The organism is Streptomyces luteolifulvus (genome assembly GCF_008806595.1).
GTDB classification, from domain to species: Bacteria; Actinomycetota; Actinomycetes; order Streptomycetales; family Streptomycetaceae; genus Streptomyces; species Streptomyces luteolifulvus.
This window is the reverse complement of sequence record NZ_VZRB01000033.1, coordinates 64,046-88,561: the sequence shown is the minus strand read 5'-3', so window position 1 is coordinate 88,561 and position 24,516 is coordinate 64,046. Positions and strand designations below refer to the sequence as shown.

The 24,516-nt window shown below is 71.9% G+C and carries 22 protein-coding genes and 1 pseudogene; 17 read left to right on the top strand and 6 right to left on the bottom strand.

All coding sequences use genetic code 11. The annotated features are described in order from the left end of the window. Positions 1 to 506 precede the first annotated feature (506 nt). The 6 genes from F7R91_RS33340 to F7R91_RS33315 all read left to right on the top strand — a co-directional run bounded on the left by F7R91_RS33340 (position 507) and on the right by F7R91_RS33315 (position 7,507). A complete protein-coding gene (locus tag F7R91_RS33340; RefSeq protein ID WP_150955627.1) occupies positions 507 to 1,532 on the top strand; it encodes an alcohol dehydrogenase catalytic domain-containing protein in 1,026 nt (341 codons plus the stop codon). Positions 1,533 to 1,901: 369 nt separating this feature from the next. Next, positions 1,902 to 3,692: an acetate--CoA ligase gene (gene acsA, locus F7R91_RS33335; protein ID WP_150955624.1), complete on the top strand. Its 1,791-nt coding sequence runs from the start codon at positions 1,902 to 1,904 to the stop codon at positions 3,690 to 3,692. Positions 3,693 to 3,829: 137 nt separating this feature from the next. Next, on the top strand, positions 3,830 to 4,786 hold the full coding sequence (pdhA, locus tag F7R91_RS33330) for a pyruvate dehydrogenase (acetyl-transferring) E1 component subunit alpha (RefSeq protein ID WP_225320920.1): 957 nt from the start codon (positions 3,830 to 3,832) through the stop codon (positions 4,784 to 4,786). A 2-nt stretch (positions 4,787 to 4,788) separates the two neighbouring features. After that, positions 4,789 to 5,784, top strand: coding sequence for an alpha-ketoacid dehydrogenase subunit beta (locus F7R91_RS33325; RefSeq protein ID WP_150955619.1), 996 nt, complete (start codon positions 4,789 to 4,791; stop codon positions 5,782 to 5,784). A 2-nt stretch (positions 5,785 to 5,786) separates the two neighbouring features. Next, positions 5,787 to 7,262: a 2-oxo acid dehydrogenase subunit E2 gene (locus tag F7R91_RS33320; protein WP_150955616.1), complete on the top strand. Its 1,476-nt coding sequence runs from the start codon at positions 5,787 to 5,789 to the stop codon at positions 7,260 to 7,262. Then, positions 7,262 to 7,507, top strand: a complete 246-nt coding sequence (locus F7R91_RS33315; protein WP_150955613.1) for an acyl carrier protein — start codon at positions 7,262 to 7,264, stop codon at positions 7,505 to 7,507. The genes F7R91_RS33320 and F7R91_RS33315 overlap by 1 nt, the downstream gene beginning before the upstream one ends. 25 nt (positions 7,508 to 7,532) lie before the next feature. Here F7R91_RS33315 and F7R91_RS33310 read toward each other — a convergent pair whose 3' ends face one another. Continuing rightward, positions 7,533 to 8,393 carry a CBS domain-containing protein gene (locus tag F7R91_RS33310; RefSeq protein ID WP_150955610.1) on the bottom strand — a complete coding sequence of 287 codons (861 nt, stop codon included), beginning with the start codon at positions 8,391 to 8,393 and terminating at the stop codon, positions 7,533 to 7,535. A 195-nt stretch (positions 8,394 to 8,588) separates the two neighbouring features. On the opposite strand from F7R91_RS33310, the gene F7R91_RS33305 reads away from it, so the two are divergent. From F7R91_RS33305 to F7R91_RS33265, 9 genes are read left to right on the top strand one after another with little or no spacing between them, the layout of a single operon-like run. Next, the gene (locus F7R91_RS33305; RefSeq protein ID WP_150955608.1) at positions 8,589 to 9,089 is read left to right on the top strand and encodes a hypothetical protein; all 501 of its coding nucleotides are present in this window, start codon (positions 8,589 to 8,591) and stop codon (positions 9,087 to 9,089) included. Continuing rightward, on the top strand, positions 9,089 to 10,060 hold the full coding sequence (locus F7R91_RS33300; RefSeq protein ID WP_150955605.1) for a V-type ATPase subunit: 972 nt from the start codon (positions 9,089 to 9,091) through the stop codon (positions 10,058 to 10,060). Before F7R91_RS33305 ends, F7R91_RS33300 begins: the two co-directional genes overlap by 1 nt. Then, on the top strand, positions 10,053 to 11,546 hold the full coding sequence (locus F7R91_RS33295) for a V-type ATPase 116kDa subunit family protein (RefSeq protein ID WP_225320919.1): 1,494 nt from the start codon (positions 10,053 to 10,055) through the stop codon (positions 11,544 to 11,546). Before F7R91_RS33300 ends, F7R91_RS33295 begins: the two co-directional genes overlap by 8 nt. After that, a complete protein-coding gene (locus F7R91_RS33290) occupies positions 11,543 to 11,959 on the top strand; it encodes an ATP synthase subunit C (protein WP_150955603.1) in 417 nt (138 codons plus the stop codon). Before F7R91_RS33295 ends, F7R91_RS33290 begins: the two co-directional genes overlap by 4 nt. Next, entirely contained in the window at positions 11,956 to 12,189 is a 234-nt protein-coding gene (locus tag F7R91_RS33285) for a hypothetical protein (RefSeq protein ID WP_150955600.1), read from the top strand. The genes F7R91_RS33290 and F7R91_RS33285 overlap by 4 nt, the downstream gene beginning before the upstream one ends. Next, positions 12,186 to 12,713 carry a V-type ATP synthase subunit E gene (locus tag F7R91_RS33280; protein WP_150955597.1) on the top strand — a complete coding sequence of 176 codons (528 nt, stop codon included), beginning with the start codon at positions 12,186 to 12,188 and terminating at the stop codon, positions 12,711 to 12,713. The genes F7R91_RS33285 and F7R91_RS33280 overlap by 4 nt, the downstream gene beginning before the upstream one ends. Continuing rightward, positions 12,710 to 14,473, top strand: coding sequence for a V-type ATP synthase subunit A (locus tag F7R91_RS33275; RefSeq protein ID WP_225320918.1), 1,764 nt, complete (start codon positions 12,710 to 12,712; stop codon positions 14,471 to 14,473). The genes F7R91_RS33280 and F7R91_RS33275 overlap by 4 nt, the downstream gene beginning before the upstream one ends. Then, positions 14,470 to 15,879 (top strand): V-type ATP synthase subunit B, encoded by a 1,410-nt coding sequence (locus tag F7R91_RS33270; protein WP_150955591.1) that lies wholly within the window; start codon positions 14,470 to 14,472, stop codon positions 15,877 to 15,879. The genes F7R91_RS33275 and F7R91_RS33270 overlap by 4 nt, the downstream gene beginning before the upstream one ends. Beyond that, a complete protein-coding gene (locus F7R91_RS33265; protein ID WP_191971738.1) occupies positions 15,876 to 16,499 on the top strand; it encodes a V-type ATP synthase subunit D in 624 nt (207 codons plus the stop codon). The genes F7R91_RS33270 and F7R91_RS33265 overlap by 4 nt, the downstream gene beginning before the upstream one ends. 26 nt (positions 16,500 to 16,525) lie before the next feature. Here F7R91_RS33265 and F7R91_RS33260 read toward each other — a convergent pair whose 3' ends face one another. From F7R91_RS33260 to F7R91_RS33245, 4 genes are all read right to left on the bottom strand, one after another. Further along, positions 16,526 to 17,182 (bottom strand): potassium channel family protein, encoded by a 657-nt coding sequence (locus F7R91_RS33260; RefSeq protein ID WP_150955589.1) that lies wholly within the window; start codon positions 17,180 to 17,182, stop codon positions 16,526 to 16,528. Continuing rightward, positions 17,179 to 17,838 (bottom strand): potassium channel family protein, encoded by a 660-nt coding sequence (locus F7R91_RS33255; RefSeq protein ID WP_150955586.1) that lies wholly within the window; start codon positions 17,836 to 17,838, stop codon positions 17,179 to 17,181. The genes F7R91_RS33260 and F7R91_RS33255 overlap by 4 nt, the downstream gene beginning before the upstream one ends. Beyond that, entirely contained in the window at positions 17,835 to 20,651 is a 2,817-nt protein-coding gene (locus F7R91_RS33250) for a cation-translocating P-type ATPase (protein WP_225320917.1), read from the bottom strand. Before F7R91_RS33250 ends, F7R91_RS33255 begins: the two co-directional genes overlap by 4 nt. 214 nt (positions 20,652 to 20,865) lie before the next feature. Further along, complete coding sequence (locus F7R91_RS33245; RefSeq protein WP_150955583.1) at positions 20,866 to 21,738, bottom strand: universal stress protein; 873 nt, start codon at positions 21,736 to 21,738, stop codon at positions 20,866 to 20,868. A gap of 363 nt (positions 21,739 to 22,101) precedes the next feature. Between F7R91_RS33245 and F7R91_RS33240 the strand changes: the two genes are divergently transcribed. Next, a complete protein-coding gene (locus F7R91_RS33240) occupies positions 22,102 to 22,767 on the top strand; it encodes a hypothetical protein (protein WP_150955580.1) in 666 nt (221 codons plus the stop codon). 21 nt (positions 22,768 to 22,788) lie between these two features. Here the strand turns inward: F7R91_RS33240 and F7R91_RS44535 are convergent. Then, positions 22,789 to 23,002 (bottom strand): annotated as a pseudogene (locus F7R91_RS44535) (ISAzo13 family transposase); the annotation flags it as partial. Positions 23,003 to 23,528: 526 nt separating this feature from the next. Between F7R91_RS44535 and F7R91_RS33235 the strand changes: the two are divergent. Further along, positions 23,529 to 24,389, top strand: coding sequence for a hypothetical protein (locus F7R91_RS33235; protein WP_225320916.1), 861 nt, complete (start codon positions 23,529 to 23,531; stop codon positions 24,387 to 24,389). Positions 24,390 to 24,516 lie beyond the last annotated feature (127 nt).

The window sequence follows — 24,516 nt, the reverse complement described above, 5'->3', positions numbered from 1 at the left end:
CAGCAACGGCTCGATCCGCACCCACAACTCATCCTGCACGATCCACGGAAGCTGCTGACCCTTCCTCATGTACCAGTCAACAACCCCACAACCACCCACATTCCAGGGCCACTTTGTTAGGAGTTCTAAGTCCGCCACGGTTCGGCAGCGCCCTGAAGGGGCGCGGGGAACTGCGCGACCAGCCACGATGGCGCCGCAGACGGCCGACGACGCATCGCGGCACTTCCAGCGGAGCGCTTAGCTCACCGGTCATGCCTGCCTGGGGGTCCGGTGGCCGTCCGCCCGTACGGGCATGTCGGCTTCCGGAGCGAGACCGCCGACCCGCCCCGGCCGACCGGACGGCTGTCACTGATCGGCGCCGCGGCATCTCCTCCCCTCGGGCCGTGAGCTCCGGGCGACTGAGGTCCGGCAGCGGAGGGTGAGCACGCTCAGGGCCCGGGTTGCCCCACCGTCCTGCGAGAGCGACGGTGGAGGGGGTGGCCGAGGCAGCCAGGGAGTGGGTGACCATGCGAGCACTCGTCTACCACGGCCCCGGACAGATCTCCTGGGACACGGTCGCAGATCCGGTGATCGAGGACCCGACCGACGCTGTCGTGCGCGTCGACGCCACCACCATCTGCGGTACCGACCTGCACATCCTGAACGGCGACCTGCCCGAGGTGAAGCCTGGAACGGTCCTCGGCCACGAGGCCGTCGGCGAGGTGATGGAGGTCGGTCGCGAGGTTCACTCCATCGCCCGCGGCGATCAAGTGATCGTGTCGTCCGTCTCGGCCTGCGGCAACTGCCCCTTCTGCCGGGACGGCATGTTCGGACAGTGCCGTGGCGGCGGGGGCTGGATCCTCGGAAACCTGATCAACGGAGCACAGGCCGAGTTCGTCCGGGTCCCCTTCGCCGACTACTCCACCCGGCGGCCCGGTGCCCTGGCGCTCGAGGACGCCGTCCTGCTCGCCGAACTCCTCCCCACCGCCTACGAGATCGGAGTGCGCAACGGGCACGTGGGCCCCGGAGACGTCGTCGTGGTGGTGGGCGCCGGACCCGTGGGACTTGCCGCGGTCATCACCGCACGGCTCTACTCCCCGCGCCGCATCATCGCGGTGGACCTGTCCTCCTCCCGGCTGGAAGCCGCCGCCCGGCTGGGCGCCGACTCCTGCGTGGTGCCGGGACGGCTGATCGCCGATCTCGCCGACGGACCCGGTGCCGACGTGGTCATCGAGGCTGCCGGAGACCCGGAGAGCTTCGTCCTGTGCACACGGGTCGTCCGCCCGGGCGGGCACATCGCCAACATCGGCACGCCCGGAAAGCCGGCCACGCTGCATCTCGAGGCGCTGTGGCGCAAGAACGTCACGATCAGTACCGGCCAGGTCGACACCTCCTCCACGCCCTGGCTGCTGGACCTGGTGGCATCCGGACGCCTGCACATCTCCCGGCTCGTCAGCCACACCCTCGGCCTCAGCCAGATGGTGGACGCCTACGAGGTCTTCTCGCACGGCACCAGCACCGGCGCCCTCAAGGTCGTCATGCACCGCGACTGAGGTGCCCGGCCGGGAGCGCCGATACCCGGCTCCCGCGGTCCCATCGGGACCTGTCCCCTCAGCCCGGGCCGTTCGGCCCTACTGCCGGCCGACGGGCTGTGGTGCCATGGAAGTGAGCCGAGGGCAACCCACAAGACGCGGCGAAGTGGAGAGATGCCACGCACCGCGCAATTCGGGTCCGCAAGAAGCGGACGGCCCTCGGCTCCACAAGCCGGAAGGTTGCTGCGGCCAGTCCGACCGGCGGGCGTGTGTGAACGACGACCGATCCGCCACACGTCCCCTTGAATGCCGATCGGCGTCTTCCCGCAGTGCGGCCCGGCCCAGGCCGGGCGACTCTGGACACAGGAGCAGGCGTCGGGAGGAGCGCCCATGCACCGGGAGACGATCTCCAAGGACACCGCACCGGGCGTCACACCGAACCTCGCCGACTACGACCGGGCGCGAGCCGAGTTCACCTGGTCACAGGCGCGCACCGCGCTGGCCCGGCTCCCCGACGGCGGGCTGAACATCGCTCACGAGGCCGTCGACCGACACGCCGCTGCGGGCCTGAGCGACAAGGTGGCGCTGACGTGCGTATCCCGTGGCGACGCCGTCTCGACCGTCACCTACGGCGAGCTCACCCGCCGTACGGCCCGCTTCGCGAACCTTCTTCGGTCGCTGGGCGTCGGCCACGGGGACCGCGTGTTCACGCTGCTCGGCCGCTGTCCCGAGCTCTACACGGCGGTGCTCGGCACACTGAAGAACACCAGCGTGCTGTGCCCGCTCTTCTCGGCGTTCGGCCCCGACCCGGTGGAGCAGCGGCTGAGGCTCGGCGACGCCCGTGTACTGGTGACCACCGCTGCCCTGTACCGGCGCAAGGTCGCCGACCGGCGGGCGTCGCTGCCCGGTCTCGAACACGTCCTCATCGTCGGGCCCGGTACCGAGGAGCTTGTGGGCACGCTCTCCTTCGACGGGCTGATGTCCGCAGCCCCGGACACGTTCACGATCCCGCCGACCTCGCCCGAGGACATGGCGCTGCTGCACTTCACCAGTGGGACCACCGGCGCCCCCAAGGGCGCCGTCCACGTCCACGAGGCGGTCGTCGCCCACTACGCGACCGCCGCGTCCGCACTCGATCTGCACCCCGAGGACGTGTACTGGTGCACCGCCGACCCCGGTTGGGTCACCGGCATGTCGTACGGCATCATCGCCCCGCTCGTGCACGGCCTGACGGTGGTGGTCGACGAGGGCGACTACGACGCCCGGCGCTGGTACCGGATCCTCGGCGAGCAGCGGGTCAGCGTCTGGTACACCGCACCCACCGCCCTGCGGATGCTGATGCGCGCCACACCACGCGAAGGCCCCTACGACCTGCCGCGTTCGTACGACCTGTCGGCCCTGCGCTTCATCGCCTCGGTCGGCGAGCCTCTCAACCCGGAAGCCGTGGTGTGGGGCCGGGACGTGCTCGGCCTACCGGTCCACGACAACTGGTGGCAGACCGAGACCGGTTGCATCATGATCGCGAACTTCGCGGCCTGCGAGATCCGGCCCGGATCGATGGGACGGCCGCTGCCCGGCGTCGAAGCGACCGTGCTGAAGCAGGGCGAAGACGGCCGGGCGATGGTCACCGACGGCCGGGTGACGGAGGTGGACAGCCCCGACGTGGAGGGCGAGTTGGCGCTGCGGCCGGGCTGGCCTTCCATGTTCCGCGGCTATCTGCACGACAACGAGCGTTACGAGGCGTCGTTCGCCGACGGATGGTATCTGACCGGCGACCTGGTCAGGCGCGACGCGGACGGCTGGTACTGGTTCGTGGGACGCGCCGACGACGTCATCAAGTCGGCGGGGCATCTGATCGGCCCGTTCGAGGTGGAGAGCGCGCTGATGGAACATGCGGCCGTCGCGGAGGCCGGAGTGATCGGCCGGCCCGATCCTGTCGCCGGGAACATCGTCAAGGCGTTCGTGTCGCTGCGCCCCGGCATCGAGGCGACCCCGGACCTGCAGCGGGACCTGCTGGCCTTCGCCCGTCGTCGGCTCGGCCCGGCTGTGGCGCCCCGGGAGATCGCCTTCGACCAGGACCTGCCCAAGACCCGGAGCGGCAAGGTCATGCGCCGCCTGCTGAGGGCGCGCGAACTCGGCCTGCCCACCGGCGACTTGTCGACGTTGGAGGGATCCTCATGAGCCCGGCTCACCACACCCGGCCCAAGAAGGCCCCGGGGACCCCGAAACCCACCAAGACCGCTGCGAACAAGGCCGCGACGAGCCAGAGAAGCTCAAAGACGGAGATTCCGGCCGCCGGGCGGGGCACCGTTCACAGGATGGATCTGCTGGAGGCCATGCTGCGCATCAGGCGCTTCGAGGAGCGGTGCGTCGAGTTGTACAGCGCCGCGACGATCCGCGGCTTCGTCCACCTCTACATCGGCGAGGAAGCCGTCGCCGTCGGTGTCTGCGAGGCACTGACACCCGAGGACGCGGTCGTCTCCACCTACCGGGAACACGGACACGCACTCGCCCGCGGGATCCCGGCAGAGGCCGTCATGGCCGAGATGTACGGCAGGACGACCGGGTGCAGCGGCGGCCGCGGCGGATCGATGCATCTGTTCGACGCGAGCCGCCGCTTCTACGGCGGCAACGCGATCGTCGCCGGCGGGCTCCCGCTGGCCGCCGGGCTCGCGCTCGCCGACCGCATGCGCGAACGGACCAACGTCACCTGCTGCTTCTTCGGCGACGGTGCCTTCGCCGAAGGCGAGTTCCACGAGACCGCCAACCTGGCAGCCCTGTGGAAGCTGCCGGTGCTACTCGTCTGTGAGAACAACCTCTACGCCATGGGTACGGCCCTCGAACGGCACGAGGCACAGACCGATCTGGCGATGCGGGCCGCCTCCTACGGCATGGTCGCCTGGGCCGTCGACGGCATGGACGTCGAAGCCGTCGAGCAGGCAGCCCGACGGGCTGTCGAAGGCATCCGGGCCGGCACCGGACCGCACTTCCTCGAGCTGCGCACCTACCGCTTCCGCGCCCACTCGATGTACGACCCGGACCGCTATCGCGACAAGGCGGAGATCGAGCAGTGGAAGGACCGGGACCCGATCAGCCTGCTCACGGACCGCATGCGCGCGAACGGTGAGCTGGACGACGAGGACGTCGCCCGGATCGAGCAGCGGATCACCACCGAGATCGACCACGCCGTCGAGGCCGCCGAGCAGGCACCCGAGGAGCCGGTCGAGAACCTGCTCCACCACGTCACCAGTTCCCCGGCGGAAGGGGCGAGTTGACCATGGGCGGCGACGGAACGCACGAAGCGAAGACGACCTACCGTGAGGCGATACGCGAGGCCCTGCGCGAGGCCCTGCGCTCCGACGACCGTGTCTTCCTCATGGGCGAGGACGTGGGCCGCTACGGCGGGTGCTTCGGCGTAAGCCTCGGTCTGCTGGAGGAGTTCGGCCCGGAACGCGTCCGCGACACCCCTCTGTCGGAATCCGGGTTCGTGGGCGCCGGCATCGGCGCCGCTCTGGCCGGGATGCGGCCCATCGTCGAGATCATGACCGTCAACTTCAGCCTGCTCGCCCTGGACCAGATCCTCAACAACGCGGCCACCCTGCTGCACATGTCGGGCGGCCAGCTGCCCGTGCCGCTGGTCATCCGCATGACCACGGGCGCCGGACGGCAACTCGCCGCCCAGCACTCGCACAGCCTGGAGGGCTGGTACGCCCACATCCCCGGCATCCGCGTCCTCGCCCCCGCCACCCTCGAGGACGCACGCCACATGCTGGCCCCGGCGCTCGCCGACCCCGACCCCGTGCTGATCTTCGAGCACGGCAGCCTCTACAACGTCTCCGGCGAACTCCTCCCACCTGCTGCACCCGTGGACCTGGACCACGCCGCGATCCGCAGGCGGGGTACCGACATCTCCCTGATCACATACGGCGGTTCGCTGCCCAAGGCCCTCGCCGCGGCGGACGAGCTGGCCGCCGAGGGCATTAGCGCCGAAGTGATCGACCTGCGCACGCTCCGTCCCCTCGACGACGCGGCCATCACCGCTTCCGTGGCCCGTACCCATCGTGCGGTGGTCATCGACGAGGCGTGGCGGACGGGAAGCCTCGCCGCGGAGGTGTCCGCCCGTATCGCCGAAGGGTCCTTCTACGAACTGGACGCACCCGTCGAGCGCGTGTGCAGCGCGGAGGTGCCGATGCCGTACGCGCGGCGGCTGGAGGAGGCCGCCCTGCCGCAGACCGCCGACATCGTCGCGGCCGCCCACCGGGCGGTGGACTGATCATGGCCGAGTTCACCATGCCGTCCCTCGGCGCCGACATGGACGAGGGCACGCTTCTGGAATGGCTGGTGGGGCCCGGTGACCTCGTCCACAAGGGCGATCCGGTCGCGGTCATAGAAACCGCCAAGTCGACGATCGAGGTGGAGTGCTTCGAAACCGGCACCCTGACGAAGCTGCTCGTCGAGCCCGGCACCATCGTGCCCGTCGGCACGCCGCTCGCGCTGATCGGGTCGACGGCGGAGAAGGCCGCGGAACCGGAGAAGGCGGGGAAGCCGCTCAAACCCCGGACACCGGAGAAGGTCAGGAAACCCGGGGGCCCCACGGAGGCCGAGAAGGCGAAGGAGCGACGACCGGTCCGCCACGCACCGGGGAGGACCGAGGCCGCAGCCCTCTCCACACCGTCCGAATCCGCCCCGGTACCCGTTCCGTCGGTGTCCGCCGCCGGTCGGCACGGGCACATGGAGGCCGGCCCGCTGGTCCGGCATCTCGCGGAGCACGGCGGCGTCGACCTGGAAACCCTGCACGGCACCGGAACCGGGGGACGCGTCACCCGGACCGATGTGGAGAAGGCGGCGGCCGCCCGAGCCACTGCTCGGCCGCCTCGCGTGAAGGCCACCCCCCTCGCCCGGCGGCTCGCCTCCGAACTGGGCGTCGACCTGGCCACGGTGACGGGGACGGGCAGGGACTCGGCCGTACGTGCCGCGGACGTACGCCGGGCAGCCCCCGGCCCGGTGGCCGCGCCCGAGCACGTGGGCGCCACCTCGGGACGTCCTTCCGCCGTACGAGGTTCTACCGCCGGCCCGTCCGAAGACCGGGCAGCAGCCATGCGCCAGGCGATCGCGGGCCTGATGACCCGCGCCAACCGCGACATCCCCCACTACTACCTCTCCACGACCGTGGACATGGCCGCCGCGACGGACTGGCTGCACGAGCACAACCGGCGCAGCCCGGTGGGTGAGCGGCTGCTCCCCGCGGCCCTGCTGCTCAAGGCGGCAGCCCTGGCGGCCCGTGAGGTACCCGAACTCAACGGCTTCTGGGCCGATGACCGATTCACGGCAGGCGAGGGCGTACACCTCGGCGTGGCCGTGTCGCTGCGCGGCGGAGGGCTCGTCGCCCCCGCGCTGCACCATGCCGACGCCCTGGCTCTCCCGGAGCTGATGGCGTCTCTGAAGGACCTGGTCACCCGGGCCCGGGCGGGCAGGCTGCGCGGTTCCGAGGTGTCCGACTCCACGATCACGGTCACCAATCTCGGCGATCAGGGAGTGGAGACCGTCTTCGGCGTGATCTACCCGCCCCAAGTGGCCCTGGTCGGCTTCGGGCGGGTCGTGGAGCGGCCGTGGGCCGTCGACGGCCTGCTGGGCGTGCGGCCCGTGGTCACGGCGACCCTCTCGGCGGACCACCGGGCGACGGACGGCGCGGTCGGCGCCCGCTACCTCACGGAGGTCGCCCGCCTCCTGAAGAACCCGGAGCAGCTGTGATGAAACGAACCGAGGCACTGGACATGGTCAGGGAAGCGATCTCCCAAGTCATCCCCGACGCCGATGTCGCCGCTCTGGGGCCCGACGACGCGTTCCGTGACGTGCTGGAGATGGACTCGCTGGACTTCCTGAGTTTCGTCGAGGTCCTCAGCGAACGGTCCGGCGTCCGCATCGAGGACGACGACACGCCCCGGCTCACCACGCTGTCGGACAGTGCCGACTTCGTCGTCGCCCACACGCAGTGACATGCGCCCCGTGAACGTCTACGAATCAGACCGCTTCGATACGGTCGACGATATCGACCACGTCGTCGATGTCCCGTACCGATGCGAGCAGTTGGACGGCCAGCGCATTGTCCAGCGTCCCCGTCATGGTCACCACGCCGTTGTCCACCGTGACCTCGACGGCGCGCGGATCCAGCAGATGCTGACCGATCAGGGACTCGACCTCGGTCCGGATCTCGGCGTCGTCACGGATCAGAGCCCGCAGCAGATCGCGCCTCGTCACCACGCCGACGAGCCGGCCGCGATAGTCGGTCACCGGGAGCCGCTTCAACCGCGCGCGGGCGGCGGTCCACGCGGCATCCGCCACTCGCTCCGCCGGGTGGACGGTGACCGGCGGGAAGGTCATCAAGGTGGCCGCCGTGTCGCCGTGGCCCTTCTCGTACAGGCGGTGCTGCCTCAACCTGCCGACAGGTCCGTGCCGGTGCGGTTCCGCCATGACGGCGGCCTTGGCCAGCAGGTCCGACTCCGAGACGACACCGATGACGTGGTCGGCGGCGTCGACCACCGGTACCGCGCTCAACTGCTCGCGGGCCAGCGTGTGGGCCACGTCCAGGAACGGCATGTCGCCGGGCACGGAGACCGCCGGCACCTGCATGACGTCCCGCACATGGAGGGTGGCCGGTTCCGGGGCGGAGGGAGTTGCGGAAGTGGCGGACGACGGTTCGGACTTCGCCGTGCCGGGAGCCGGCTCGGTCTCCTCGGCGGTCCTCGCCGACGCGGCGGCGGCGACCGCTGCGAGGTAGCGGCGCAGCGCGTCCTGTCGCGGTTCCTCCTGGGGTGTCCAGGGGCGGCCCGGCATGGCCCGCCGGGCTTCCTTCTCCGTGGAGCTGTGCTCGTGGTCGCTCACGGCTGCCTCCCGGGGACGCCGTTCACCTACGGGGTCAGTCTGGCATCGATCGACCGGTGCGGCCTCCGGGCCGAACGGCCCCCTGGCAGGACGTACGGCCCAAAGCAGCGCGACAAGTCGCCACCCGGCGGGGAGACTGGGAACCGCCCGGCGAGGAAACGGGAAGCAGGGTCCGGCCGACCTCGAGGAGAGTTCGTGACGGGTTTCCGGGACTTTCTGACGCGGTTCCGGCCGGCGGCCTCCCCCGGCCGCGCCGCGCCGGGTGGTGTCCCCGCGGACCGCTCGGCCGAACTCCGTGCGGAGCTCGCACCGCCCCTTGCCCTGCTCGAACAGGCGGAGGCGGAAGCCCGGACGGTACGTGAGCGGGCCGACGCCGCCGCCGCGTCACGTCGACGGGAAGCCGCACAGCAGGCCGAGGCGATCGTGGCCGCGGCGCGTGAGGAGGCCCGAACGGTGCGCGCACGCACCGCCGAACGGCTGCTGCGCGTGGCCGAGGGCGAGGCGGCGGCCCTGCTCGCCGAGGCAGAACGCGAAACGGTCGCCGTACGTGACCGTGCAAGGAGCCGGACACCCGCGCTCGCCGACCGTGTGGCCGCGCTGGTGCTGGAGGACCTCGCGGCGGAGCAGGCGTCACCCCCGCCACCGGAGTCCCGCCGGGCCCCGGACCGGGCGGGGCCCCGGGAGGGTGGTCCCTGATGGGCGCCGGTTGGGTGGCCGGCGTGACCCGGGCACGGGCTCTGCGGACCAGGTGTCTGGGCGCCGAGGGCGTCAGGGAGGTGGCCGCGTCCCGCACACTCGATGACGCCTTGCGCTACTTGGCGGCCACCCCGTACCGGCGCGACGTCACTCCGGGTGCCACACCGGCCGAGGCCCAGCGTGCCGTCTCGGCGACCCTGCTGTGGCATCTCCGGATCCTCGCCGGCTGGCAACCGGCCACCGGCGCCGACGCCGTCCGGGCGCTCGCCGCCGGGTTCGAGATCTCCAACACGGAACACCATCTGCGTTCCCTCTCGGCCGAGGAACCGGGCCCTGCTTCGGCCGACGAGCGAGGCGTGGGCACAGAACGCCTCCCGCCCTACCGCCTGGGGGCGCTGGCGATCACCTGGACGCGGCTCGCCCGCACCCGTACGCCGTCGGAGCTGCGTACCGCGCTGACGGCCTCCGTCTGGGGCGACCCCGGGGGCGATTCCCCGGCGGCGGTCGCCACGGGAATGCGGATCTCCGCCGCCGTACGGCTCGCCACCGCCGTTCCCGACGCGGCGCGCTGGGCAACGGCCCGGCTCGCCCTGCTGTTCGGCCGTGAGGTGTTCGTCGTCGGTCGCCGGATGCCGGAGGTCACCGCCCACCGAGCGGCCCGTCTGCTCGGCCCGCGAGCGGTGAGGGCGGGGTCCTACGCCGATTTCCGGCAGGCGCTGCCGGCCACCGCCGGGTGGCTGCTGGCCGGCGTCGACGAGGCGGCGGATCTCTGGCGGGCGGAGCTGCGGTGGTGGGACGCGGTCGAGCGGGACGGCCGGGAGCTGCTGCGCACCTCCCACTTCGGTCCCCCGCCGGTGGTGGGTGCCGTGGCCCTGCTGTCGGCCGACGCCTGGCGGACCCGCGGCGCCCTGGAACTGGCTGCCCGGGGCGGTGGCTCCGGGGACTGGCCGGCGGAGGTGCTCGGTGGCTGAGGCGGCGGTCCCGGTCCGGATGCGCAGGGTGGCCATCGTGGCCCCCGTGGACGCGCTGCGGGAGAGCCTGGTGCGGATCGCGGAGGCGGGCTGCGTCGAGGTCGATCTGGTCGGCGACGGCGGGCCGGACGTCCGCGGGCCGGCGGCGACACGCCTGCAGCGGCTGCGTGCCGAGTCGGCGCACCCCGCCCTCAGCGAGGCCGCTCCCGACCTCGACGCCCTGGAGCGCGAGGGTCGGACGGAACTGCTGGCGGGCGAGGCGCAGTTGGAGGAACGCCTCGGCAGCGCGGTCCGGCACGGCGCGGTCGCGGCACTGGCCGGCTGGTGCCCCGAGACGATGGTGGGCGCCACGGCGGCGCGCATCGCCGGCGCCGGGGGCGCGCTGGTGCCGCTGCGGGCCCCGCGCGGAGTCGATCCGCCGACCTTGCTGACCGGAGCGGACACGGCGTCCCCGGCATACGCGGCGAGGCCCGTGCGCCGCTCCCTCACGCCTCTGGTCAGCACGTACGGAACCGTGCCCTATGCCGACCTCGACCCCTCCATGCCGGCCGGGATCGTGTACGTGGTGATGTTCGGCCTGATGTTCGGCGACGCCGGGCACGGGTTGCTGCTGGTCGCCATCGCGCTCCTGCTGCGAGCGGGCCGACCGCGCCGAGCGGCGGCGCTGCGCCCCCTGTGGCCCTTTGTCGCCGGAGCCGGGCTGGCCGCCACCCTGGCCGGAGCGGCCTACGGCGAGTTCTTCGGCCCGACCGGGGTGCTGCCCGTGCTGTGGCTGGAGCCGCTGGAGGAGCCCATGCGGCTGCTGGCCGCCGCCGTCGGACTCGGCGCCGTACTGCTCGCCGTCGCCTACGCCGCGGGGATCGTGAACCGGTGGCGGGAGGGCGGACCGGTGGCGGCCCTGTATGCGACGAGCGGAATCGCCGGAGCGACGCTCTATCTCGGTCTCGCCGTCGTCGCCGGGTATGTGTGGCTCGGCCAGGCAGCGTACGCGGTCGTGGGCGCCGCGATCGCGGCCGTCGGCCTGGTGCTGGCCGGCGTCGGGCTCTACACCACCACGTCGGGCGGTCCGGGCGGTGCCGTGCAGACCGGCATCCAGCTGTTCGACGCGGTGGTACGCATCGGCTCGAACGTCGTGTCGTTCGCGCGGCTTGCGGCCTTCGGCCTGACCCATGCGGCGCTGGGGGCGATCGTCTGGGACGGCACGACGGCTCTGGCGGGCCGGGGCCCGGTGGGTGTCGCCGCCGCCTTGCTGGTGTTCCTCACCGGTAACGCCCTCGCCTTCGCGCTGGAGGCGCTGGTGGCCGGTGTTCAGGCGCTTCGGCTGGAGTTCTACGAACTGTTCTCCCGGCTCTTCGAGGGCGAGGGCCGCCCCTTCAGGCCCTGGCACCTCCCCGTACAGCACCTCACGGGGCCGACCGCCGACGCAACGCCGCCCGCAGCAATGGAGGCCGTCGGGCCCGGCCCGGCGCGGGAGGAGGAAGCGTGATCACCTGGTTCCTGGCCCTGCCCGTCATCGTGGCGGGATTCGTCGCCGTACGCCTTGTGCTGCGGCGCTCGGGACGAACGGGCCTGTGGTGGATGATCGCCGCCGACGCCGTGCTCATGGTGGCCGCCACCGTGGTGCTGACCCTGGCGCTCGGCGGAGGATCCGCGCAGGCCGCGACCACGACAGCACAGGACTCCGGCTCCGGCTCCGCCGCCCTGATCGGTGCGGCGATCGCCGTGGCCGCGGCGACGATCGGGGCGGGCATCGCGGTCGCCTACACCGGTGCGGCGGCCCTCGCGGCACTCAGCGAACGGCCCGAACTCTTCGGCCGCGCCATGGTCATCGTCGGCCTGGCCGAGGGCATCGCCATCTACGGGCTGGTCGTCGCCGTCATCCTCATCGGGAAGGCATGACGATGGGCCGCGTCGCCGCCATCGGAGAACGGGCGCGGGTGGCCGGTCTGGCCCTGGCCGGAGCGGTGGTTCTCGTCGCCGACGGCCCCGAGGCCGTACGCCGGGTCTGGCGGAGCCTGCCGGACGGCGTCGACCTGGTGATCCTCACCCCTTCCGCAGCCGAGGCACTGGAGTCGGAGCCTGCGCCACCCCGGGGCCGCAGCCCGCTGACCGCCGTGATGCCGCCATGACGACCCCGGCCCCCGAACAGACCACGGACGTCCTCTCGCCGGTCCGGGCAGAGCTGCTGCGAGCCGCTCACACCGATGCGGAGTCGCTCCGGGCCCGCACCGAGCGGGAGGCCGCCGCACTGCTCGACCAGGCCCGTGCCGAGGCCCGGGCGATCCTCGACGAGGCCCGGCGCCAGGGCGAGGCCGACGGCGCGGACGCCGCCCGTGACCTCCTCGTCAGGGCCCGTCGGGAAGCCAGGTCCCGCACGCTCGACGCGCGCCGGGAGTCTTACGAGGAACTGCGCCGAAAGGCGGCCGAACGGGTCCGTGCCCTGCGCCGGACCGATGGCTACGCCTCCCTGCGGAAGCGGCTGGAACATCGGGCCCGGGCTCTCCTGGGGCCCGATGCCGAGGTGACCGAGCACGCCGACGGGGGCGTCGTGGCCCGGGCGCCGGGGAGGCGGGTCGATCTCTCGCTGACCGCACTCGCCGACGGCGCGCTGGACCGTATGGGAGGGGGGGTGCGGAGCCTGTGGGAGCCGTGACGGAAGCCGCCGGGACGCCTCGCCGGGCGACTGCGCGGGAGCCGGTGTCCCGGATCCTGCGCGTGACCGGACCGCTGGTCGAGATGGAGTACGTGGGCGGCACCGCGATGTACGACCTGGTCTCCATCGGCCCCGCCGGGCTGCCCGGCGAGGTCGTGGCGATCAACGGTGATGTGGTCACCGTCCAGGCGTACGAGTACACCGGCGGACTGGCTCCGGGGCAGACGGCGCTCCCGCAGGGCCGTCCGCTGTCGGTGCGGCTGGGCCCTGAGCTGCTCGGCGGGATCTTCGACGGTCTGCTGCGCCCCCTGTCCGGTGCCGGCGACTGGCTGCTGCCCGACGCCGGGCGGCACGCGGCCGAGGAGCGCGTCCGGTCCTTCTCCCCCTCGGTGGCGCAGGGCGAACAGGTGGCCGAGGGGGAGGCGCTCGGGGAGATCCAGGACGCGGGACCGGTGCGGGTGAAGGTGCTGCTGCCGCCCGGCTGCGGGGGCACGGTCGAGGAGATCGCCGCTGCCGGGGACGTCCCGAGCGACGCGGTGGTGGCCGTGGTGGGGAGTGTCGAGGTGAGGGTCGGCGCCCTGTGGCCGGTGCGCCAGCCGCGCCCGGTGCGCGAGCGCGTCGACAGCCACGAGTCCCTGAACACCGGCCAGCGGGTGATCGACCTGCTCTTCCCCGTCGCCCGGGGAAGCACGGTGGCGGTACCCGGTGGCTTCGGCACGGGCAAGACGATGTTGCTCCAGCAGATCGCCAAGTGGTGCGACGCGGACGTCATCGTCTACGTCGGCTGCGGGGAGCGCGGCAACGAGATGGCCGACGTCATCACCGAACTGGCGGAACTCCAGGACCCGCGTACGGGCGGACGCCTCGCCGACCGCACCGTGACCATCGCCAACACGTCCAACATGCCGATGATGGCCCGTGAGGCGAGCGTGTACACGGGGATGACGGTCGCCGAGTACTTCCGGGACATGGGCCTGGACGTGGTCGTCATCGCCGACTCGACCTCCCGGTGGGCCGAGGCGTTGCGGGAGTTCGCCTCTCGCACCGGCGCGCTGCCCGCCGAGGAGGGCTACCCTGCCGGACTGGCCTCGGCCATCGCGGCTTTCTACGAGCGGGCCGCCGCCGTGACCACGCTCGGCGGTTACCGGGGCTCGGTGACGGTGATCGGCGCGGTGTCCCCGCCGGGCGGGGACATGACCGAACCGGTGACCGCGCACACCGAACGCTTCGTCCGCTGCCTGTGGACCCTCGACCGCGACCTCGCCTACGCCCGCCACTACCCGGCGGTCTCCTGGGCCGGGTCCTTCTCCCGGGACGTCCCGGTGCTGGCCGCCGGACACCGGGCAGCCGACGATCCGGCGTGGACCCGGCGCCGCGACCGGGTGGGTGCGGTGCTGGCGGAGGCCGACCGGCTGGCCGATCTCGTGGACCTGATCGGAATCGCCGCCCTGCCCGCGCGGGAGCGCATCAGCGTGCTGGCGGGGAGACTGGTCCGCGAGGGCGTGCTGCAGCAGAGCGCGTTGTCGGAACAGGACGCCTACTGCGGCCCGGAGAAGACGGCCGCACTGGCCGATGCCGTCCTGGCGGTCGCCGACCGCTGCCGCGAGCTCGTGGACTCCGGCGTCCCGGCGGCCTCGGTCGAGGAGACCGACTTCGGCCCGCTGCTGCGGGCCCGCGAGGACACCGGCCCGCACGACGCCGCCGGGGTGGCGGCACTGCGGGACGCCATGCTCACCAGGCTGGGGGAACTGCGGCCATGAGCGTGTCCGGCGGAATCGAGTACACGGCGGTTCGTGAACTGCGGGGGCCGCTCGCGATCGTCGAGGGCGTCTCGGGCATCGGCTGGGACGAGTACGTACGCATCGCCCTCGCCTCGGGCGAACGGCGCCACGGCGTGGTCCTGGACGCCGACCGGGACCTGGCGGTCGTACAGGTGCTGGAAGGCACTGCGGGCATGGATCCGGCGGGCGTCCGGGCGGCGTTCTCGGGCAGCCCCCTGCGCGTCCCGGTCGGGACGGACTGGCTGGGCCGCGTCTGCAACGGCCGCGGTGAGCCCCTCGACGGCGGCCCGCCGGTCTTCGGCGCCCATGACGCCGAGGTGGGCGGCGCCCCCATCAACCCGGTGCGGCGCGAGCCGCCGTCCGAGCCGGTGCTCACCGGTGTAGGGGCCGTCGACGCCCTCACCACGCTGGTACGGGGGCAGAAGCTGCCGGTGTTCTCCGTGGCCGGGCTGCCGCATCTGGAACTGGCCGCCCAGATCGCCGCCCAGGCCACCGCCGCCGGTGAGGCGTTCAGTGTCGTCTTCGCGGGCATGGGACTGACCCACGCCGACGCCTCCTTCGTACGCGACGCCCTGGAGGAACGGTCCGCGGCCGGAGAACTGGTCCTGCTGCTGAACACCGCCGACGACCCGGTGATCGAACGGATCCTCACCCCGCGGATCGCGCTCACCGTCGCCGAGCACCTCGCCTTCACCGAGGGACGGCACGTCCTCGTGGTGATGACCGACATGACGACGTACGCCGAGGCCCTGCGGGAGGTCTCCGCCGCCCGCGGGGAGATCCCCGCGCGCCGGGCCTACCCCGGCTATCTCTACAGCGACCTGGCCTCGCTGTACGAGCGCTGCGGACGCATCCGGGGCAGGCCCGGCTCCGTCACCGTGCTGCCGGTGCTCACCATGCCCGCGGGCGACATCACCCACCCCGTGCCGGACCTGACCGGCTACATCACCGAGGGCCAGATCGTGCTCTCGCCCGAGACGCACGCACGGGGCGTCTATCCGCCGGTGGACGCCCTCTCCTCCCTCTCCCGGCTGATGCGCAAGGGAGCAGGACCAGGTCGCACCCGTGACGACCACCTGGACGTCGCGGCCCAGCTCCTGGCCGCCCTGGCCCGCGCGCGGCAGGTCCGCGACCTCGCGGACCTGGTCGGGCAGGCGGCGCTGAGCCCCACCGACCGCCGCTACCTGGACTACGAGGAGGCATTTCTGCGGGACTTCGCCCACCAGCGCAGCGACGAACCACGCGACCTCGACACCTCGCTGGAACGCGGCTGGCGGGCCCTGCTGACCCTGCCCCGCAGCCAGCTCTCCATGCTCCCCGCCCGGCTCCTCGACGCCCACGGGGCGCAGGACCTCGACGATCTCGGCGAAGGTACGCCCCGATGACCGGCGCCCGCCGCCGCACGCCACCCGGTCGTGCCGGACGGCTGCGGCTGCGGCACAGCCTCGACGTCGCCGTGCGCGGAGCCGACCTCCTGGAGCAGAAACTCCGCATCCTCCGCTCCCGGCACCAGCGGCTGCTGCACGCGGAGGAGGCAGCCGCCCGCGCCTGGCGGGAGCTGCTGGCCGAAGCCGAGGTGTGGCTGCTGCGGGGCCTGCTCCTGGGCGGGGAACGGGCCCTCGGCTCGGCCGCCGCGGGCCTCGGCCACGCCGAGGTCACCATTCACTGGACCGTCTCCATGGGCGTACGTCATCCGGCATCGGTCGCCACATCTGTACCCGCCCGTCCGCCCACCGCCGCCGCTCCTTCCAACACGGCCCTGGTGCACGCCGAGGCGGTCTACGCCCGTGCGGTGCGCGCCGCCGCCGAGTACGCGGCCGCCCACGCCGCCGCTGAACTGGTGGGCGCAGAGGTCCTCAGCACCCGGCACCGGGTCCGAGCCCTGCGGCGCCACTGGATCCCACGACTGCGGGAGACACTCGACCAGGCCGACCTGGCCCTGGAGCAGGCCGAGCACGAGGACAGCGTCCGACGGCGCTGGGCAGCCGGGACGACCGAGCGGTGACCGGTCTGCTCCGCATCCGGGGGCGGTCACTGGAACGCTGAGTGGATCTCCTGTTCGGTTGCCGAGTGCGAGACGAGGAGGAGTTCGTCGCCGGCCCGGAGCTGGATCGCCGGATCCGGAACGGTGGGCCGGCCGTCACGGACGATCGTGGCGACAACCGTCCCTTCGGGCAGGCGGACGTCACCCAAGGGGCGCCCCACCGCCTTGGACTGCGGCGTGATGGCCGTTTCGATGACGTCGACGCCGGCCTTGCTGAGCCGCAGCAGGGCGACCGTGTCGGTGGCCCCGGTGGCCTCCTCGATGAGCGAGATCAGGGGGGTGGTACCGGGGACGGCGACGTCGACGCCCCAACGCCCGTCGAACAGCCACGCGTTGTCTGCATCGTTGATCCGGGCGGCCACGCGGGGTACGGAGAACTGGCGCTTGGCGAGCAGGCTGATCACGAGATTGTCCTCGTCCTCCCCGGTGGTGGCGATGACCAGGTCGGCGGTCAGGGCACCGGCGTGTTCCAGGAGGGCGGGTTCGCAGGCGTCCCCGGCGACCAGGCGCACCGGGACACGGCTCTGAAGTTCGGCCACGCGGTCGTCGTCGATGTCGATCAAGGTGACTTCGTTGCGGGCCGCGGAGAGCACCTGGGCGATCTGGGTGCCGAGCCTCCCCGCGCCGGCGATGAGCACGTTCACGTCCCCAACTCCTTGTCGAGAAAGCCGCGCAGTCTGCCCAGCGCGGTGGCGGCGACGGCGAAGGTGACCAGGTCGCCCGCCTGTGCGGGGGTACCGTGCGCGGGGATCAGGGAGCGGCCCCCGCGGGTCACCTCGACGACACGGATCTCACCGTCCACCTCGAACTCGTTCAGTCGCCGCCCGAGCAGGTAGTCCGGCACCTCGGAGCGGATGAGCAGGGTCTCTCCGTTGCCGAAGCTGAGTTCGGGACTCAAGTGGCGGTGCAACAGCATCTGGTGGATCTGGTGCACGGTCCAGCGGACGCTGGCGATGGTGGGGATGCCCAACTCGCGGTAGATGTCGGCGCGCCGTGGATCGTAGATACGGGCGAGAACGATCGGCACCCGATAGGTCTCTTTCGCCGTGCGCGCGCTGACGATGTTGCTGTTGTCCCCGGAGGTGACGGCGACGAAGGCGTCCGCGTGCTCGACGCCGGCGGCTCTGAGCACGGCGCGGCTGTAGCCGTTGCCCTCGTGGAAGCGGATGCGGGGACTGCCGGGCAGCCGCTGGGCCGCCTTGGGACGCCGGTCGACGACGGCCACGTCGTGCCCTTCCGAGGCGAGCAGACCGGCGAGCGTGACGCCCACCCGTCCGCAGCCGACGACGATCACCTTCACCGTGGGCCTCCCTTCCGGCGGTCGGCGCGGCGGCGCAGCCACGCCTTGCGGGCCTCGTCCGCGAGCAGGGGCAGGGTGCCGAGCCCGGCCAGGACCACCCAGTCGGCGGCGTCGAGGGGCGCGGTATTGAAGACGGCCTGCAGCGGCGGCAGATAGCTGATCGCGGCCATGAGGGCGACACCGAATCCGCCCGCCGCCAGCAGCGCCGGATTGGACAGCAGCCCGACCTTCAGAATGCTCTGCCGGTCGGTACGCATGGCGAGCGAGATGAAGAACTGGCTGAACACGATCCCGGCCTGGACCATGGTGATCGCCTCCTGGTAGACGAGGGTGTCCTCGGTGAAGTCGTCGAACGGAATGCCCGAGGAGACGACGTGCCAGAAGAACACGCCGGTCACGCAGACCGCCTGGATGCCGCCCAGAAACAGGATCCGTCCCACCACGGCGGCCGAGAACAACCGTTCCCGGCGGGAGCGCGGCGGGCGGTCCATCACGTCGGGCTCCGGGGGTTCCGCCCCCAGGGCGAGTGCGGGCAGTACATCGGATCCCAGATCGATCGCCAGGATCTGCACCGCGCTGATCGGCACCAGCGGGAACCCGGCGAACGTCGCCACCAGGATCGGGCCGAGCTCGCCGATATTGCTGCTGAACACGTAGACCAGGAACTTACGGATGTTCTGGTAGACCGCCCGGCCGAGCCGCACCGCCGCCGCGATGGAGGCGAACGAGTCGTCCAGCAGTACCATCGAGGCCGCCTCCCGGGCCACGTCGGTGCCGGAGGCCCCCATCGCCACGCCGATGTCCGCGTGCTTGAGCGCCGGCGCGTCGTTCGCGCCGTCACCCGTGACGGCCACCACCTCTCCCTGCCGCTGGAAGGCGGTGACAACACGCATCTTGTGCTCCGGGCTGACCCGGCACAGCAGCAGCTCGGACGGCTCGGCGATCAGTGCGTCCAGTGCCTCGTCGTCCATCGAGTCCAGCCTCGCGCCCGTCACCACGACCGGATCGGGTCGCCGTACGATCCCGACCCGGCGGGCCACGGCCTCCCCGGTCAGCGGATGGTCACCGGTGACCATGACGATCCGGATGCCGGCCCGGCGGCAGGCGGCGACCGCGTCCGTGACCTCCGGGCGCGGCGGATCCAGCATGCCGACCAGTCCCAGCAGCGTCAGCCCGGACTCGGCCGCCTCCTGCGCAGGGGGTGGCCCGTCCAGCTCCCGTTGCGCGACGGCCAGCACCCGCAGCCCCTGCGACGCCAGCGCGTCACTCGCCGCGACGACCGCCGTCCGGTCCTGGTCGGTCAGCGGCCCGCGCCGCCCCTCCCACGCCACCTCGGTGCACCGCGCCAGCAGCTCCACGGGCGCTCCCTTGGCACACACCTGATAACCACCGCCACTCTTGTGCACCGTGGTCATCAACTTGCGCGTTGAGTCGAAGGGGAACTCCGTCACCCGCGGAGCCGCCGCCTCCTCCACGCCCCGGTCGAGCCCGGCCTTGGCCGCGACGACGAGCAGCGCCCCTTCGGTGGTGTCGCCGAGTATCCGCCAGTGCTCCCGCCCGGCGGGCGGCACCAGCCGGGCGTTGCAGCACAGGACGGCCACCCGCAACAGCTCACGCACCGACGCCGTGTCGGCGACCTCGCCGCTTGGTGCGTATCCCACACCGGTCACGGGATGCGGCGCATGCCCCGCCCAGATCTGGGTGACGGTCATCTCCGCCTGGGTGAGCGTCCCGGTCTTGTCGGTGCAGACGACCGTGGTCGACCCGAGTGCCTCCACCGCCAGCAGCTGTTTGATCAGGGCATGGCGGCGCGCCATCCGTCGTACGCCGATCGCCAGCGACACCGAGAGGGTGGCGGGCAGCCCTTCCGGCACCAGAGCCACCATCACGCCGAGAGCGAAGACGAACAGGCTCACCACGGACTCCCCGGTGGGCAGTCGCACGGCGAACACCAGGGCGCCGATCGCCAGGGCAGCCCCCGCCACACGCCTGGCCATGGAGGCCACCTGGAGCTGCAGGGGGGTCTTCTGCCGGGGGGCAGCCGCTGCCAGCCGGTAGATCCGTCCGAACTCCGTCCCCGTGCCGGTGGCGAAGACCACGGCCCGCCCGGAGCCCGCGACAACGTCAGTCCCCATGAACACGCAGTTGCGGGCCTCCAGCGGCGGCCCGGCCGCCACCGGGTCGGCGGTGCGGCCCACGGCGTTGCTCTCCCCTGTCAACGGCGCGTTGTTCACCGCCAGCTCGTGCGCCTCGACCACCCGGCAGTCCGCCGACACCGCATCCCCGGCCTCCAGCACCATCATGTCGCCCGGCACCAGATCCCGAGCGGGCACCTCCAGCCGTTCGCCGCCGCGCAGCACCCGGCAGGTGTGGGGCACCATCGCCTCCAGCGCCTGAGCCGTCCGCTCGGCCGAGTATTCCTGCGCGAAGCCGATGGCGGCGTTCAGCACCACGACCCCCAGGATCGCCACCGCCAGTTGCAACGTGCCCACGTCACGCGGCTCCTCCAGACCGTACGCCAGGAAGGTGATCCCCGACGCAATGATCAGCACCACCGCAAAGAGGTCCGTGAACTGCGCCCCCAACTGCCGCCACGGGGCGCGGCGCCCCGCGCGGGGCAGTTCGTTCGCCCCGTACTGCTCCAGCCTGGTCCGTGCCTGCGCGGCCGACAGACCGCGACGTGCCGTGTCCAGCGCGCCGAAGACCTCATCGGCGGCGAGATCCCGTACCGGGGGACGCGGGCTGGAACCGGACGGGGCGCCAGCCTGGGCCTTCGCTCGGCCCGGCAGCAGCGGGTCCATACCGGTGCGCATCAGGACTTACCGCAGGGTGAAGGGGTGTTAGTCGCCGGTGGAATCGACGGGGTGGGGCGGAAGACCTTGCGTGAGGCTGCCATTACGGGCTCCAGGGAACTCGGCAGGTTCTCGCCGGTTCGCCGCTCATGACCAGCGACGCTCTTTCATCGTGTGACGCGCCCGCCGACACCACCAGGGCCGTTCGGGGCAGGGGCCGGGGCCGTTCGTCTGCTCACGCGGGGACTGTGATGACGGGGCAGCGGGCATGGTGGAGCACTCCCTGACTCACCGAGCCCAGCAGCATGCCCGTGAATCCTCCATGCCCCCGGGTTCCCACGACCAGGCCCAAGGCGTGTTCCGATGCTTCCGTCAGAACTTGCACCGGATGGCCGCGGACGACCTCGTGGCGCAGTTCCACGCCCGGATGCATCGCGATACGGCCCGCGACCGTCTCGGACAGCACACGGCGGCACTCCTGCACTTCAGCGTCCTCGTCCAGCAGGCCGAGGCGCGGCGGATGCCACACGTACACTGCCCGCAGAAGCGCTCCGCGCAGGGCCGCCTCCTCGAATGCGAAGTCCACGGCTGCGGCCGAGCGCGGACTGCCGTCGACACCGACCACGAGATACGCCGGCTGCTGAGTGGCATGCTCCGCTTCCGGTACGACCGCCACCGGGCAGGGAGCGTGGGCGGTGAGCGGCAGTGCCACGGAGGCGGAGGTGAACAGTTCGCGCCCCTTCCTCAGGTGCCGGGTGCCCACCACGACCAGCGCAGCGCCCCGTGCCTCTTCGCGCAGAACCCACGCCGGCTCTCCTTCCGCCAGGAGCGTCGACACCTCCAGTGTCGGCCGCCGGGACTCGACGAAGGCCACCGCCTCTTTGAGTACCTGACCACCACCTCCGTGCAGCGACTCGTTCCACTCCTCCCACGACGGCCGCACCTCTCCCGACCGGTACCCGCCGGTCGGGAGGCCCTGGGCGTGGACAAGCCGCAGCGGCACGCCACGCCGATCCGCCTCATCGGCGCCCCAGCCCAGCGCCAGCCGCCTCGAAGGATCCGGGTCGACGCCCACCACGATCGGCCGACGTCCGTCCGCACCAGTCATGGCGCCTCCAAGAGGTCTCCACGCCGCCGTCCGTTCCCTGTCTTTCCAGCGTGAGCCCATGCGTCGAGCGCCGCCACGCCGCGGCTTCGCGGGTCGGGGTGGCGGGGTGCTCGCGCATCCACCGCTGCGGCACACCCAACCACACCCCTGATCACGTCAGAGCTCCCCGCATCTCGTCATCGCGACCGACGCCGCGCCCGTCCCTGAGCCACGGTCCGGCACGGCGGTTCGCGGTCCTCTTCCCTTGGGCGAGACCCGTCGTACAGGACCGAGGCAGCCCCTGCCGCCGGCTCCATCGCTCACCGCCGTGCCAGGGACACGCGCGCCCACCAGAATGGGAGATATCGGCCGGAGGAGGTTGTGATGGACACGAACACCGGCGCCCGGCCGCTGCTGCTGGACAGCGCCCTGCCGGACTTCCGCTTCACACGCCTGGAGTGCACGGCCCTCGCCGCGGGGCCGTCGCGGACGTACCGGGCAGCGCGCGATCTCGATCTGCTGACGGTCCACTCTCCGCTGTTCGACCTGGTCACCCGGGCACGCGGCCTGCCTGACCGGCTGCGCGGCACCCCCGCCCACCCTCCGGCCTCCCTGCGGCTGGCCGATCTCTTCGACACGGTCACGGAGGACCGGCAGGCGGCCGAGGCGGAGCAACCCTGGGTCGGGCTGGGCGAGGACCCTGGGCGAGAGCTGGTTTTCGGCGCCGTCGGCAAGCCATGGCAGCCGTCCATCCAATGGCGCCATGTCGATCCCGGCGACTTCCCGGAGTTCGGTGAGCCCGGCTGGGCAAAAATCGCCGCCGCGCTCGTGGTCCACCCCTACGGCACCCGGCGTTCGCTGCTGACCTACGAGGCACGCACGGGCTGCACCGATCAGATGGCAGCCAAGCGCTTCGCCCGCTACTGGACACTCGTCTCGCCCGGTGTCGGCATCGTGATGCGCGCTGCGCTGCAGGCCATCAAGACAGCGGCGGAAGAAGAGGCCAGGTCCGCGACCGGTGCGCGCGGCACAGCGGCGGACGGGCGCTGACGGGCGTAGGGGCCGTCTCCGGTCAGCGCGATGGATGATGTGTCCAGCCGTGCCGAGGAGTTGGCGGATGTCGCGGATGCGCCGATTGATGGTGAAGGGCGTGACGGTGAAGAGGCGGGCAACGGCGACCTGCGGGAGCCCGAGCCGGTAATGGAGCCGGTCGGCGAGGGTGAGGGCGGGGCGCCGTCCGGTGCCCGGGGCAGGCCGCCACGCGGGGCCGGTGGCCGGGCCGTTGCCGAGACGCACCCATCCGGCCTGCCAAGCTTGCAGCGATCTACGTGAGCAGCGTCGGCATCAGACGCCTTGTAAACTGGGAGGCCGCTCCGCATTCTCCTTGCACTCACGCTCCCCATGGACACGGTCAACCCACCGGTGTGCGCTTATTTATTTGCAGACAGGGCACCCCGCTCATCGCAGTCTCACAAGAGCGCCACTGGGTTTGTTCAGGGCAAGGGGAGCACATGAGACGCATGAGACCCTCTCGACATCGGGGACTGGTCCTCCCGGCAGCCGCATCGATAGGCGGATTGGTCACAGGCGGGCTTCTGGCCTGCGGGGCTGGAGATGCGGTGGCCTGGGACCACCCTGAGGCCGCTGCCGTATCGTCCGCCCGGACAAGCGCCACTGCACCGCTCGGCGTCCAGCTGCTGGAGCCGACGCACTGGGCCCGTGGCACACCACGTGCGACGACAAAGCCGGACACCGCAGGATCCCCACCGGCGCGCACGGGCACCTCCGAGGCAAGCGACGGCGCATGCGACGTGGCTGAGCCCTCGAGCGTGTGGCGCGCCCGTGTCGACGTCCTGCCACGCCATTCACGCTCCGACGTCTATGTAGCCTCGATCGGCGCCGACAAGCCTTTGCACGCCGACTTCGGCTCCGGCCTGATCGACGGCAAACCCATCGGAATCCCGGTCACCGTCATCAACGATGACGTCCCGGAGGCCGAGGTCGGTTTCGACTACGCGGACGAATCGGACCCCGATGGATACCGGATCCCTGACGACGCGCGCGTGGAGGGCGGCCCGACCGGTGACGGCGACCGGCATGTCGTGGTTTTCGACCGCACCCGGTGCCGGTCATACGAGCTGTTCGACGCACACCGCCAGAGCAGCGGCCAGTGGCACGCGGGTTCCGGCGCCGTCTTTGATCTGCGGTCCAACGCCCTGCGCCCCGAGGGATGGACCTCAGCCGACGCGGCGGGGCTGCCGATACTGCCTGGACTGGTCCGCCACGACGAGGTGGTGGACGGGGCCATCCCGCACGCGCTGCGTATCACCGTTCCGAGCTCTGACCGGTCACACGTGTGGCCGGCACGCCACGATGCCGGCACGGCACATGACCCCGACCTGCCCCCGATGGGCCTGCGCCTGCGGCTCAAGCAATCGGCGGACACCTCCGAGCTGCCCCCTCAGGCCAAGGTGATCGCGGAGGCACTCAAGCGCTACGGCGCCCTGGTGGCAGACAACGGCTCCAGCTGGTTCGTGTCCGGCGACCAAGACGAACGTTGGGACAACGAACAGCTCACCGCGCTCAAGAGATTCAAGGGCAGCGACTTCGAAGCTGTGGATACTTCCTCGCTCCGCATCAGCCCGAACTCGAGCGCCGCTCGTACCCGCTGAGGCGGGGAGGCAGTTGGCGCCCCGATTGCCCCGGGCTGCCAACCGGAGAGGCGGGTTACGTCCAGGGAAGTACGGGTTCGACCTGATCCGGGGGTTTGCTCCGGCGTGGGGCAAGCACTGCCGACAG